The organism is Mycobacterium sp. IS-1742, from assembly GCF_001500125.1.
In the GTDB taxonomy this organism is placed as follows: Bacteria; Actinomycetota; Actinomycetes; order Mycobacteriales; family Mycobacteriaceae; genus Mycobacterium.
Genome location: NZ_LQIV01000012.1, coordinates 107343 through 121211 on the forward strand (window position 1 = coordinate 107343; position 13869 = coordinate 121211).

General features: G+C 69.4%; 9 protein-coding genes. 1 reads left to right on the forward strand and 8 read right to left on the reverse strand.

From position 1 onward, the window contains the following. Nucleotides 1-5: 5 nt before the first annotated feature. From AU196_RS09085 to AU196_RS09100, 4 genes are all read right to left on the reverse strand, one after another. Complete coding sequence (locus AU196_RS09085; RefSeq protein ID WP_059094777.1) at nucleotides 6-1514, reverse strand: glutamate synthase subunit beta; 1509 nt, start codon at nucleotides 1512-1514, stop codon at nucleotides 6-8. Continuing rightward, nucleotides 1507-6063 carry a glutamate synthase large subunit gene (gltB, locus tag AU196_RS09090; RefSeq protein WP_059094778.1) on the reverse strand — a complete coding sequence of 1519 codons (4557 nt, stop codon included), beginning with the start codon at nucleotides 6061-6063 and terminating at the stop codon, nucleotides 1507-1509. The genes AU196_RS09085 and gltB overlap by 8 nt, the downstream gene beginning before the upstream one ends. Before the next feature lie 83 nt (nucleotides 6064-6146). Then, complete coding sequence (locus AU196_RS09095; protein ID WP_059094779.1) at nucleotides 6147-6560, reverse strand: DUF2752 domain-containing protein; 414 nt, start codon at nucleotides 6558-6560, stop codon at nucleotides 6147-6149. Next, entirely contained in the window at nucleotides 6550-6957 is a 408-nt protein-coding gene (locus tag AU196_RS09100) for an NINE protein (RefSeq protein ID WP_059094780.1), read from the reverse strand. Before AU196_RS09100 ends, AU196_RS09095 begins: the two co-directional genes overlap by 11 nt. A gap of 118 nt (nucleotides 6958-7075) precedes the next feature. On the opposite strand from AU196_RS09100, the gene AU196_RS09105 reads away from it, so the two are divergent. After that, nucleotides 7076-8641, forward strand: a complete 1566-nt coding sequence (locus tag AU196_RS09105; RefSeq protein ID WP_059094781.1) for a long-chain-fatty-acid--CoA ligase — start codon at nucleotides 7076-7078, stop codon at nucleotides 8639-8641. 10 nt (nucleotides 8642-8651) lie between these two features. Here the strand turns inward: AU196_RS09105 and lgt are convergent, their stop codons facing one another. Genes lgt through trpC form a run of 4 tightly spaced genes read right to left on the reverse strand, consistent with a single transcriptional unit; the run spans nucleotide 8652 to nucleotide 13786 of the window. After that, nucleotides 8652-10922, reverse strand: a complete 2271-nt coding sequence (gene lgt / locus AU196_RS09110) for a prolipoprotein diacylglyceryl transferase (RefSeq protein WP_059094782.1) — start codon at nucleotides 10920-10922, stop codon at nucleotides 8652-8654. Then, nucleotides 10919-11707 carry a tryptophan synthase subunit alpha gene (trpA, locus tag AU196_RS09115; protein WP_059094783.1) on the reverse strand — a complete coding sequence of 263 codons (789 nt, stop codon included), beginning with the start codon at nucleotides 11705-11707 and terminating at the stop codon, nucleotides 10919-10921. The genes lgt and trpA overlap by 4 nt, the downstream gene beginning before the upstream one ends. Continuing rightward, complete coding sequence (gene trpB, locus AU196_RS09120) at nucleotides 11704-12966, reverse strand: tryptophan synthase subunit beta (protein ID WP_059094784.1); 1263 nt, start codon at nucleotides 12964-12966, stop codon at nucleotides 11704-11706. Before trpB ends, trpA begins: the two co-directional genes overlap by 4 nt. 1 nt (nucleotide 12967) lies before the next feature. After that, nucleotides 12968-13786: an indole-3-glycerol phosphate synthase TrpC gene (gene trpC, locus AU196_RS09125; RefSeq protein ID WP_059094785.1), complete on the reverse strand. Its 819-nt coding sequence runs from the start codon at nucleotides 13784-13786 to the stop codon at nucleotides 12968-12970. Nucleotides 13787-13869: the final 83 nt, after the last annotated feature.

Here is a 13869-nt window from a genome sequence, read left to right on the forward strand (position 1 = left end):
TCGATTCAGACGACGGCCAGCGGTAGCGCGCCTGGTCGCACCGGTGCCGGGAGGTCGGACTCGCCCATCAGGTAGGTGTCGACGGCATGGGCGGCGCTGCGCCCTTCGGCGATCGCCCACACGATCAACGACGCACCGCGGTGGGCGTCACCACAGACGAACACCCCCGGCGCGTCGGTCTGCCAGTCGCTGCCGCAGGCCAGCGCACCGCGGTTGTTCAGGCGCAGCCCGAGCCCGTCGAGCAGCGGCATGTGCTCGACGCCGTCGAATCCGATGGCGAGCAGCGCCATGTCGCACGGGATCTCCAGCGTGTCGCCGACCGGCACGATCCGCCTGCGGCCCTGGGCGTCGCGTTCCACCTTCACCTCGGCGATCTCCATGCCCCGCACGTGCCCGCGCTCGTCACCGAGGAAGCGCTGCACGGCGACCTGGTAGCGACGCTGCCCGCCCTCGGCGTGGGCCGGGGACAGCCGCGTCCGCAGCACCAGCGGCCACGTCGGCCACGGGGTACGGGTGTCGTCCCGGGTCTCCGGCGGTTCCGGGTTGTAGTCGAGCTGGGTGACCGACCTGGCGCCCTGGCGGTGCGCGGTGCCGAGACAGTCCGCGCCGGTGTCCCCGCCGCCGATGATCACGACGTGCTTGTCGCGGGCCGACAGCGGCGACGGGCCGTCACCCTCGCATTCCTTGTTGGCGGGCACCAGGTGCTCCATCGCCAGGTGCACGCCGTCGAGGTCCCGGCCCTCGACCGCGTTGTCCCGGGCGCGCAGCGCACCGACGGCCAGGACCACCGCATCGTGGCGTTCGCGCAGCTGTTCCACGGTCAGGTCGACCCCCACCTCACAGTCGGTGACGAACCGCGTGCCCTCCGCGCGCATCTGCGCCAGCCGCTGGTCGAGCGTCCGCTTCTCCAGCTTGTACTCGGGAATGCCGTAGCGCATCAGTCCACCGATCCGGTCGTCGCGCTCGAAGACCGTGACATCGTGGCCGGCCCGGGTGAGCTGTTGCGCCGCAGCGAGACCCGCGGGCCCGGACCCCACGACGGCGATGCGCTTACCGGTGCGGATCGACGCCGGTTGCGGATCGACGAGGCCCTGCGCCCACGCCTGATCGGCGATGGTGTTCTCGATGCGTTTGATGGTGACGCTGCCGCCGGTGTGGTCCTCGCTGATCGAGAGGACACAGGCCGCCTCACACGGCGCCGGGCACAGCCGCCCGGTGAACTCCGGGAAGTTGTTCGTGGCGTGCAGGCGTTCGCTGGCGGCGTCCCAGCGTCCTCGCCGCACCAGGTCGTTCCACTCGGGGATCAGGTTCCCCAGCGGGCACCCGGCAGAACCGGAGTGGCAGAACGGGATTCCGCAGTCCATGCAGCGGCGCGCCTGCTGGGACACCTCGTCGGCGCGCTCAGGCAGGCTCTGCCGTTCGTACACCTCGCGCCAGTCGCCGACGCGCTCGTCGACGGGCCGCTTGGCGGCCTCGACCTTGGGCACCTTGAGGAATCCGGTGGGATCAGCCACGGCTGGCCTCCATGATCGCGGTGTCGACGTCGCGCCCCTCGGCCTTGGCCATCCGGGTGGCCTGCAGGACGCGCTGGTAGTCGGTGGGCATGACTTTGGTGAACTGGGCGCTGCGCCGCGGCCAGTCCGAGAGCACCGAGGTGGCCACCGTGCTGCCGGTGTTCCTCGCGTGCCGGGCCACGACGTCGTGCAGCCACACCAGATCCTCCGGATCGAGTCGCTGCAACTCCACCATGGCGGTGTTGACCTTCGCCGGGTTCAGGCCGAGCACGTAGGCGATGCCGCCCGACATGCCGGCGGCCATGTTGCGGCCGGTCCTGCCGAGCACCACCACCCGGCCCCCGGTCATGTATTCGCAGGCGTGGTCGCCGACACCCTCGACGACCGCCAGTGCGCCGGAGTTCCTGGCGCAGAACCGCTCTCCGACCTTGCCGCGCAGGAAGACCTCACCCGACGTGGCGCCGTAGAGCAGGGTGTTGCCGGCGATCACGTTGTCCTCCGGCAGGAACAACACGTCGTCGGCGGGTTTGACGATGATCCGGCCCCCTGAAAGCCCCTTGCCGACATAGTCGTTGGCGTCCCCGGTCAATTCGATCGTGATGCCGGGCGGCAGGAAGGCGCCGATCGACTGCCCCGCCGACCCGGTGAGCCTGACGCGGATGGTGTCGTCGGGGAGTCCGGCCGCTCCGTAGCGACGGGTCACCTCGCCGCCGAGCAGGGTGCCGACGGTGCGATTGACGTTGCGCACAGGCAGTTCCAGCGTGACCGGGTGGGCGTCTTCCAGTGCGCCCTCGGACAACTGGATGAGGGTCTGGTCGAGCGCCTGATCCAGCGCGTGGTACTGGTCGGTGAGTTTGCGTCGCTGAGTCGTACCGCTGTGCGCGTCGGCCGGGACGGCGAAGATCGGCGTGAGGTCCAGTCCCTTGCTCTTCCAGTGCTCCACACCGGTTGCGGTGTCGAGCATCTCGGCGTGGCCGACGGCCTCGTCGACACTGCGGAAGCCCAGTTCGGCCAGGTGACGGCGGATGTCCTCGGCGATGAACCGGAAGAAGTTCTCCACGAACTCCGGTTTGCCGTTGAACCGTGCCCGCAGTTCGGGATTCTGGGTGGCGACGCCCACCGGGCAGGTGTCGAGGTGACAGACCCGCATCATGATGCACCCCGCCACCACCAGCGGGGCCGTCGCGAACCCGAACTCCTCGGCGCCGAGCAGCATCGCGACCATCACGTCGCGCGCGGTCCGCATGCCCCCGTCGCACTGCACGGTGATGCGATCGCGAAGGCCGTTGAGCACCAGCGTCTGCTGGGCGTCGGCCAGGCCGATCTCCCAGGGCGCACCGGCGTGTTTGAGGCTGGTCAGCGGGGCGGCCCCGGTGCCGCCGTCATGTCCGGAGATCAGCACCACATCGGCGTGGGCCTTGGACACCCCCGCCGCGACCGTCCCCACCCCGACGCTGCTGACGAGCTTGACGTGGATCCGGGCCCGGTCGTTGGCGTTCTTGAGGTCGTGGATGAGCTGCGCGAGGTCCTCGATCGAGTAGATGTCGTGGTGCGGAGGCGGGGAGATCAGGCCCACCCCCGGTGTGGAGTGCCGGGTCTTCGCGATGCTCGGGTACACCTTGTAACCCGGAAGCTGACCGCCCTCACCGGGTTTGGCGCCCTGGGCCATCTTGATCTGGATGTCCGTGGCGTTGACGAGGTAGTCGCTGGTCACGCCGAACCGGCCGCTGGCGACCTGTTTGACCGCGCTGCGCCGCCGCGGATCGTAGAGCCGGTCCACATCCTCGCCGCCCTCACCGGAGTTGGAGCGGCCACCGAGGTTGTTCATCGCGATGGCCATGGTCTCGTGCGCCTCGGCGCTGATCGAGCCGTAACTCATCGCCCCGGTGTTGAACCGTGTGACGATCTCGCTCGCCGGCTCGACCTCGTCGAGCGGCACCGCCGGACGAGTACCCGTCTTGAACTCGAACAGCCCGCGCAGGGTGCCGCCGTCGCGTGACAGCCGGTCGACCTCCTCGGCGTACTGCCGGAAGACGTCCTCACGGCCGGTGCGCGTCGAATGCTGCAGCAGGAAGACGACCTCCGGGGTGAACAGGTGGAGTTCACCTTCGCGGCGGAACGCGTACTCCCCGCCGACCTCGAGCCGGCGGTGCACGCGTTCGGTCGGGTTCTCCGGGTAGGCGCGCCGGTGCCGGAGCTTGACCTCCTCGGCGATCACGTCGAGGCCGATGCCCCCGAGCTGGGTGGGCGTCCCGGTGAAGTACTCGTCGACGACGTCGCGGTCGATGCCGACGGCCTCGAACGCCTGTGCGGCGGTGTACGAAGCGACCGTGGAGATGCCCATCTTGCTCATCACCTTCGTCACCCCCTTGCCGAGCGCCGTGAGGTAGTTGCGCACGGCGGCCGCGGTTTCGATACCGGTGAGTTCGCCCTCACGGATGAGGTCCTCGATGGATTCGAAGGCGAGGTAGGGGTTGACCGCGGCGGCACCGAACCCGATGAGCATCGCCACGTGGTGCACCTCGCGGGCGTCACCGGACTCCACGACCAGCGCCACCGCGGTGCGCTGTTTGGTGCGCACGAGGTGGTGGTGCACCGCGGACACGGCGAGCAGCGACGGGATCGGTGCGCGGGTGTGGTCGGAGTCGCGGTCCGAGATCACCAGGGTGCGGGCGCCGTCCGCGATGGCCTGACTGGCACGGGTGCGCAGATCGTCGAGCGCTTCGGCCAGCCCCTCCCCGCCGCGCTCGACGTCATAGAGCGCCTTGAGGACCGTCGCGCGCAGGCCCGGATGCTCGCCGTCGTCGTTGATGTGGACGATCTTGCCGAGTTCGTCGTTGTCGAGCACCGGCCACTTCAGCAGGATCTGCCGACAGGACGCCGCCGTCGGCTCGAGCAGGTTCTGCTCCGGGCCCATGACGCGGGCCATGCTGGTCACCACCTCCTCGCGGATCGCGTCCAGCGGCGGGTTGGTGACCTGGGCGAAGAGCTCCACGAAGTAGTCGTAGAGCGGCCGGGACCGTTCGGACAGGACCGCGGTCGGGGTGTCGGTGCCCATCGACCCCAGAGGTTCGGCGCCGGACGCCGCCATCGGGGTGAGGAGGATCCGCAGTTCCTCCTCGGTGTAGCCGAAGGAGATCTGGCGGCGGACAACGGATTCGTGGTTGGGCTGCACGCGCACGCGGTCCGGAAGCGTGCCGAGTTCGAGCAGCCCGGCGTGCAGCCACTCACCGTAGGCCTCGGCCTTCGACAGTTCGAGCTTGATCTCGTCGTCGCCGACGATGCGGCCCGCCGCCGTGTCGACGAGCAGCATCTTGCCGGGCTGCAGGCGGCCCTTGGCGACGATCCGCTCGGGCGGCACGTCCAGCACACCGCTCTCGCTGGCGAGGATGATCCGGTCGTCGAGGGTCCGCCACCAGCGGCCGGGCCGTAAACCGTTGCGGTCCAACACCGCTCCGACCAAGGTGCCGTCGGTGAAGGTGACGCAGGCCGGACCGTCCCACGGTTCCATCAGCGAGGCGTGAAACTGCCAGAAGGCGCGCTCGTCGGCATCCATCGACGCGTTGTTCTCCCACGCCTCGGGGATCATCATCAACACCGCGTGCGGGAGGCTGCGGCCGCCGAGGTGGAGCAGTTCGAGGACCTCGTCGAAACTGGCCGAGTCCGACGCGTCGGCCGTGCAGATCGGGGACAGCCGGCTCAGGTCGCCCGGGATGTCGGCGCTGGCCAGCATCGCCTCCCTGGCGTGCATGCGGTTGCGGTTGCCGCGCACGGTGTTGATCTCGCCGTTGTGGGCGACGAAGCGGAACGGGTGCGCCAGCGGCCAGGACGGGAAGGTGTTGGTGGAGAAGCGACTGTGCACGATCGCGATGGCGCTGGTGCACCGCGCGTCGCGCAGGTCGCCGAAGTACAGCGGCAACTGCGCCGTGGTGAGCATGCCCTTGTAGGCGATGGTGCGGCTCGACAGGGACGGGAAGTACACCTCGGCGGACCGCTCTGCGCGTTTGCGCAGCGGGTACACGCGCCGGTCGAGCTCGATCCCGCCGGGGCGGACACCGTCGACTTCCGGTGCGGCCACGAACAACTGCGCCATGTACGGCATGCAGCCGAGCGCGGTCTGCCCGACGTCGGCGCCCTGGGGGTCGACCGGGACCGGGCGCCACCCGAGCACCTCGAGGTTCTCCTCGGCGGCGAGCGCCTCCACGCGCTGGACGGCGTGGGCGCGCGCGGAGGGATCCTGCGGCAGGAAGCAGGTGCCGGCCGCGAAGGTGTTGCAGCCCTCGGCGGTGGGCCGCGGGAGGTCGAAGTCGACGGCCTCGGCGAAGAGCTCCACGGGCAGCTGCAGCAGGATGCCTGCGCCGTCGCCGCTGTTGGTCTCGGCGCCTGCTGCGCCGCGGTGGTCGAGATGTTCCAGGGCGACCAGACCGTCGGCGACGATGGAGTGCGAGCGTCGGCCCTGGATGTCGGCGATCATGGCGACGCCGCACGAGTCCTTCTCGTGCTCGGGGTCGTAGAGTCCCTGTGCGCCGGGGGTAGCCGAGTAGAGCATCGAATTGCACCTCCGCAGTTCCGGAAAATCGTTGCCGGGACTGCGGCGGCCCGAGGTGCCAGTGTATCAGCGCAGGTGAGCGCCTACCCGCCGAGCGACGTCGGGACCAGCGGAAATCCGGGCAGGTTGCGCACCACGGTCCAGGTGACGGTGGCCACTGCGATGGCGACGATCGCGGCCACCGGCATCACCGACCTGTGTCGACGGCGCCGGATGAGCACCCACACGGCCAGCAGCGGGAGACCGACGAGGAGGAACACGTTGTCGGCCACGGCCGCCGCGATGTCGCCGTGCAGGAGGTCGTGGGTCATGCGCAGCCCCCCGCACGCCGGGCAGTCCCACCCGGTCACATGCTTGAACGGGCAGAGCGGAGCGAGAAAGCCCGGCCGGTGCGGGTCGGCGACACCGATGTAGGCCAGTGCGCCGGCGAACAGGGCGCCGGCGCCGAGGGTGAGGTAGAGCGGCGTGCGAGTCGGTGCCGGTGCGTCAGGTTCCATCGCGCAGGGGAAGACCGTTCGGGTCGCGGACCTTGTCGGTGAAGATGAGGACCGCGTCGACGATCCCCCAGATGACCGCGCCGATCCCGCAGGTGACGAGCCCGACCACCAGCTGGGCGACACCCAAGCCGACCTGGCCGAGGTACATGCGTCCGATGCCGACGATTCCGAGCAGGCCCGCGAGTTGGAGCAAGCCGGCCACGACCTTCGACTTGTCCGAGTACGGCTCCCCGGTCATCGGATGCCTGCCGTACGGGGCGGCGGGGTCGTAATAGGGCGGCGGGTAATTGCCCGGCGGGGGCGGGTAGTTGCCCGGCGGCGGGTACGACGGTGAGTAGCCTCCCGGCGGCGGTGGCGGGCCGTCGGGCGTGCTGCCGAACTGCGAGGGATCGGTCATGTGATCAGCATGCCAGAAGCGCCGGGTGTGAAGCTCCCATACGGCGACGGCGTGCTTGCCGGAATCGATTTCTGGGCGAATCCTGAATACCGGCAAGCGGATCTCGAGCGGGGCGTCCATGTATCTGACCCAGGGGTTGCGTCGAGCGGCACAGATCCGTCCACGGGAAGAGTCCACCGTGTTCCGGGAGCGGCGGCGCGTGTGGGCGGAGACGGTTGACCGCGTCGCGCGGATCGCGGGAGGACTCAGGGAAGCCGGCGTGCGCCCCGGCGACCGCGTCGCGATTCTGGCGCTCAACAGCGACCGCTACTTCGAACTGCTCTACGCCATCCCATGGATCGGTGCAGTCCTGGTGCCGGTGAACACCCGGTTGGCTGCGCCGGAGACCCGGTACATCCTCGAAGATTCCGGAGCCCGTGTGTTGTTCGTCGACAACGCCACGCAAACGCATGCCGTTGAGATGGCCGACCGGGCGTCATCCGTCGGAGCGACCTTCTACCTCGACGACGACACGCCGCCGACGGGCACGCGGTTCTTCGAGGACCTCGCCGCAGCAGAACCGGTTGCGGACGTGGGCGCTGGTGGCGACACGCTGGCCGGTCTGTTCTACACCGGCGGCACCACCGGAAAGGCCAAGGGGGTGATGCTCAGCCACAGCAATCTGGTCTGGAATGCGATGAACGTCATCGCCGGGATGTACTACGACCAGGACATGACCTATGTCCACGCGGGCCCGATGTTCCATCTCGCCGATGGCGGCGCGACGTTCGGTGTGACCACCTGCGGCGGGCGTCACGTGTTCCTCCCGCGCTTCGATGCCACCGACTTTCTCCAAACGGTGGAACGGGAACGGGTCACGCACGCAGCGCTGGTGCCGACGATGATCAACATGCTGACCACCAACACGGCGGTCGACCAGGTCGACCTCTCGAGCCTTCGTCACCTCACCTACGGCGCATCGCCGATGACCGGAGGGCTGCTGCGCAGGGCACTCGAGACCTTCCCCCAGTGCGGATTCATCCACGCCTACGGCATGACCGAGGCTTCGCCCGGAGTCACCCTGCTGCCGCCCCGATACGCCACGCTGGAAGGGCCGTATGCCGGTCGCCTCGAGTCATGCGGGCAGGCGCAGTTCACGACCGAGTTGAAGATCGTCGACGAGAAGCGAAATCCCCTGCCGCGCGGCTCGGTCGGTGAGGTTGCGGTCAGAGGACCGATGATCATGTCTGGCTACTGGAACATGCCCGAGCAGACTGCGGCCGTGCTCGAGGATGGTTGGTTCCACACCGGGGACGTCGGCTACATGGACGAAGAGGGATTCCTCTTCATCGTCGACCGGCTCAAGGACATGATCATCTCGGGTGGCGAGAACGTGTACTCGGCCGAGGTCGAGAGCACCATCTCACTGATGGCGGGAGTCGCCGAAGTCGCGGTGATCGGCATTCCCGATCCCAAGTGGGGCGAGTGCGTCCACGCCATCGTGGTGCCGCGCGCCGGGGCCGACCTGACCGCCGAGGCGGTGATCGACCACTGCAGTACGCGGATCGCCGGCTACAAGTGCCCACGCTCGGTCGAGTTCCGCACGTCGCCGCTCCCGCAATCCGGCCCCGGCAAGGTACTCAAACGCGAACTGCGCGAACCGTTTTGGACGGCCGATCACATCAAGGGGGTACCGAACAGCTAGCGCTGTGCGGTCACTTGCGGCGACGCCACCACTTGCGGCGCGCCTGTCCCGCCTCGGGTGTGGTGATGACCTGATACGCCGACGAGTCGGTCTCGGTGCCCGTCTCGGCCTCCCCGGCGTCGTCGCCGACCTCGGAGACGTCTTCGCCGGTCGCATCCTGCACGCTCGCGGCCAGTTCCTCGTCCGCGACGATGGGTTCGGCATCGCCGCCGGCGTCCGACTGCTCGTGCGTCTCCGCGTCTTCGAGGGCTTCCGCCTCGGCGGCACCGACCTCGCCGGCGACAGCGTCGGCATCCTCGCCTTCGACGGGTTCCTCGTCGGCGAACTCGCCGGCGGCGTCGGCGACGGCGATCTCCTCCGCAACCGCCTCGGCCTCGTCAGCGCGTTCGACCGCCGCCTCGAGGTCTTCGTCGGTCTTTACGGGGGGCTCGGTGGCGACCTTGTCGGCCGCTTCGGCACGCTCGACCGCAGCCTCATGCGCCTCGTCAGCGGACTCCGCCGCCGCGACCGCATCCTCACCCTCAACCGAACCGACAGTGGCCGGGGGCTCCTCATCGGCAGCCTCGCCAGTCTCGGGCTCCGCCGTTTCATCAGCAGAGACCTCCGTCGCTACCGCCTCAGCCTCTTCAGCGCGCTCGACCGCAGCCTCATGCGCCTCCTCGGCAGACTCCTCCGCCGCGACCGCATCCTCACCCTCGACCGCACCGACCGTGACCGGACGCTCCTCATCGGCAGCCTCACCGGCCTCGGCGAACGCCACCGCCTCAGCGATGTCCTCCGACGGCGCCGACTCGACATCCTCCGCCAACGCCTCGGCCTCAGCCACCGGCTCCGGCGTCCCTTCACCCGCATCCGCGGGTTCCGGCTTCGCCGAGTGTGAAGCTCTTGCGAAAAATCGGCCCAAAAATCGCGGAGGTTTCACGTTCGGCGCGCCGGCGGGTGTCTCCTGGGCCGTGCCTTCAGCAGCGACCTCCGCCGCGACCGCCTCGGCCTCCTCGGCACGCTCCACCGCGGCCTCGTGCGCCTCTTCAGCCGACTCCTCGGCCGCGACCGCATCCTCACCCTCGACCGCACCGACCGTCGACGGCGACGACCTGTCCGCGGCCTCACCGGCCTCGGCGAACGCGACCGCCTCGGCGATGTCCTCCGACGGCGCCGTCTCGACGTCCTCCGCCAACGCTTCGGCCTCGGCCACCGGCTCGGGCTTGTCGTCGGCGGCCTGCTCTGCGGCGGCATCCTCGTCTTCGGCGTCGCCTGCGACCTTGGCCGCGGCCCCCACACCGGTGGTCACCGCGACACCGCCGACAAGTCCTTTGAGAAGCTCCTCGGTCTCGGCATCGACACTCTCGCGGCCCGTGGTCTCGGTGCCGTCGCTCTCGAAGTCGTCGGGTGAGGTCGTGCGCGCCTCGACGTCCTCCTCGGCGGCCGGACGCAGCGTCGCGGGATCTTCTCGTCCGCGCGGAGCCGCCATCAGGTACACCACCGCCCCGATGAACACGAACATCGACGTGAACGAGTTGACCCGGATACCCGCCAGCTCCGTGGCCAGGTCACTGCGGAGCAGCTCGATCCAGAAGCGGCCGAGGCAGTAACCCGCGACATACAGCGCGAACAACCGACCGTGCCCCAGCTTGAACCGCCGGTCCGCCCAGATCAGCACCGCGAACACCAGCAGGTTCCACAGCAATTCGTACAAGAAGGTGGGGTGTACGACCTCGATGACGCGACCCGTCGACACCCCGATCAGGTCGTTGCGCGCCCCGCTGGCGTCGACCCGCTCATAGATCTCCAGGCCCCACGGCACGGTCGTCGCACGCCCGTAGAGCTCCTGGTTGAAGTAGTTGCCGAGCCGGCCGATCGCCTGCGCCAGGATGATGCCGGGCGCGATGGCGTCGCCGAACGCGGGCAGCGGGATGTCGCGGCGGCGGCAGGCGATCCACGCCCCCACCCCGCCGAGGGCCACCGCACCCCAGATGCCCAGGCCGCCCTCCCAGATGCGGAACGCCGCGATCAGGCCGGCGCCATCCGGTCCGAAGTAGGTCTGCCAGTCGGTGATGACGTGATAGATCCGGCCGCCGATGAGCCCGAACGGCACTGCCCACAGGGCGATGTCGTAGATGACGCCGCGCTCACCGCCGCGCGCCTCCCAGCGACGGTCGCCCAGCACCAGCGCCACGATGATTCCTGCGATGATGCACAGCGCATACGCACGCAACGGGAACGGGCCGAGCTCCCACACGCCCTGCGACGGGCTGGGGATATACGCCAGCGTGGTCGTCACGCGGTCACCCTCTGGCGCACTCCCTCGGCTAGTTCCTGGGTCAGCGCCCGGACCGCGGGCAATCCGTCCTTCAGCGCCGATACGAGTGCCGAACCCACGATCACGCCGTCGGCGTACGCGCCGATCTCGGCCGCCTGCTCGCGCGACCGGACGCCGAGGCCGACCCCGACCGGGATGTCGGAGACCTCCTTGACGCGCGCGACGAGTTCGGGTGCGGCGCTCGAGACCGCGTCACGGGCACCGGTGACGCCCATGGTCGATGCGGCGTAGACGAATCCCCGGGTCGCTTCGACGGTCCTGGCGAGCCGCTCGGGCGTCGACGCCGGCGCCACCAGGAAGATGCGGTCGAGATCGTGCGCGTCCGATGCGGCCATCCACTCGTCGGCCTCGTCGGGGATGAGGTCCGGGGTGATCAGGCCGAGTCCGCCTGCGGCCGCGAGATCCCGCGCGAAAGCGTCGATCCCCCTCCGCAGCACCGGATTCCAGTAGGTCATCACCACCGCGCGTCCACCCGCGTTGCTGATGGCCTCGACCGCCGCCAGCGTGTCACGCACCCGCACACCGCCCTGCAGCGCCGCCTCGGTGGCGGCGGCGATGACCGGGCCGTCCATCCCCGGATCGGAGTACGGGATGCCGACTTCGATGATGTCGCAACCGGATTCGACCAGCGCCGTCATCGCCGAGATCGACGCCGGGACGTCGGGGAATCCGGTCGGCAGGTATCCGATGAGCGCTGCGCGCTTCTCCGCGCGGCAAGCGTCGAACAAGCCACCCAGCCGACTCATGAACCGCCTTTGTCCAGCAGACCGAACCATTTCGCCGCAGTCTCGACGTCTTTGTCGCCACGCCCCGAGAGGTTGACCAGGATCATCGAACCCGATCCGAGCTCCTGGCCCAGCTTGAGCGCACCGGCGACCGCATGCGCGGATTCGATGGCCGGGATGATGCCTTCCGTGCGGCAGAGCAGCGAGAACGCGTCCATGGCCTCGGAGTCGGTGATCGGCCGGTATTCGGCGCGGCCGATGTCTTTGAGCAACGCGTGCTCGGGACCCACGCCCGGATAGTCCAGACCGGCCGAGATCGAATGCGATTCGATGGTCTGGCCGTCCTCGTCCTGGAGCAGGTAGGAGAACGACCCCTGGAACGCACCGGGTGAGCCGCCGGTGAACGTGGCGGCGTGCCGACCGGTCTCGACGCCGTCACCGGCCGCCTCGTACCCGATCAACCGCACGCCCGGATCGTCGATGAAGGCGTGGAAGACGCCGATCGCGTTGGACCCGCCGCCGACGCACGCCGTCACCGCATCCGGGAGCCTGCCGGCCTGCGCCTGGATCTGGGCCCGCGCCTCGAGGCCGATGATGCGCTGGAAGTCGCGCACCATCAACGGGAACGGGTGCGGGCCCGCCGCGGTCCCGAAGCAGTAGTACGTCTCGTCGGCGTTGGTGACCCAGTCGCGGAACGCCTCGTTGATCGCGTCCTTGAGCGTCTTGGAACCGGACTCCACGGACACGACTTCGGCGCCGAGCAGGCGCATCCGCGCCACGTTGAGCGCCTGGCGGGCGGTGTCCACCGCGCCCATGTAGATCACGCATTCCAGGCCGAGCAGTGCGCACGCGGTGGCCGTCGCGACGCCGTGCTGGCCTGCGCCGGTCTCGGCGATGACCCGGGTCTTGCCCATCTGGCGTGCGAGCAGAGCCTGACCGAGCACGTTGTTGATCTTGTGAGAACCCGTGTGGTTGAGGTCTTCTCGCTTGAGGAAGATGCGCGCGCCGCCGGCGTGTTCGCTGAGCCGGGTGGCCTCGTACAGCGGCGACGGGCGCCCGCTGTAATGACGCTGCAGCCGGTCGAGTTCGTCGAGGAACGTCTGGTCGCCGCGGGCCTTCTCGTAGGCCGAGGTGACCTCCTCGATGACCGCCATCAGCGCCTCGGGAACCAGACGTCCGCCGTACGGGCCGAAGTGGCCGCGGGCGTCAGGATCGTGGCTGGTGGGTTCGGCGACGGCCGCACTGGAGCGCGGCAGGTCCGAGTCGAGGAGTTCGGCCACGCTATCGGGACGGTTTCGGGCAGGACGGATGGGTTCCGGCGGTCACCAGATCGGCCACCGCGCTGCGGGGATCGCGGCTGGTGACGAGGCCCTCGCCGACGAGCACGGCGTCGGCGCCGGCACCGGCGTAGGCCAGCAGATCGGCCGGGCCGCGCACGCCGGACTCCGCGACGCGGATGACGTTGGACGGCAGCCCCGGGGCGATCCGCGCGAAGCAGTTCCGGTCCACCGACAGGGTCTTGAGGTCGCGGGCGTTGACGCCGATGACCCGGGCGCCGGCCTGCAGGGCCCGGTCGGCTTCGGCTTCGGTGTGGACCTCGACCAGCGCCGTCATCCCGAGGGACTCGGTGCGCTCCAGCAACGACTCCAGCACGGGCTGCTCGAGCGCGGCCACGATCAGCAGCAACATGTCGGCGCCGTGTGCCCGCGCCTCGTGGATCTGATACGGCCGGACGATGAAGTCCTTGCGCAGCACGGGGATGGACACCGCGGCCCGGACGGCGTCGAGGTCGTCGAGCGAGCCGTTGAACCGGCGCTGTTCGGTCAGCACGCTGATCACGCGGGCGCCGCCGTCCTGATAGGCGCGGGCCAGATCGGCCGGATCACCGATGTGGGCGAGCGCCCCACGCGACGGGCTGGCCCGCTTGACCTCGGCGATGACACCGATACCGGGTTCGCGCAGGGCGGCCATCACATCGAGCGGAGGCTTGGCGCGCTGCGCCCGTTCCTTGATCTCGGTGAGGCTGACCACGGCCTCTCGAGCGGCAACGTCGGCGCGGACTCCCTCGATGATGGAGTCGAGCACGGTCGCCGAACTCATAGCCCGTCGATCCCCCTCTGGTACGTCGCCGGCAGATGCCGGATGGTTCTCATCGAAGGGTAGTCGCAGCGACCCCATCGCCT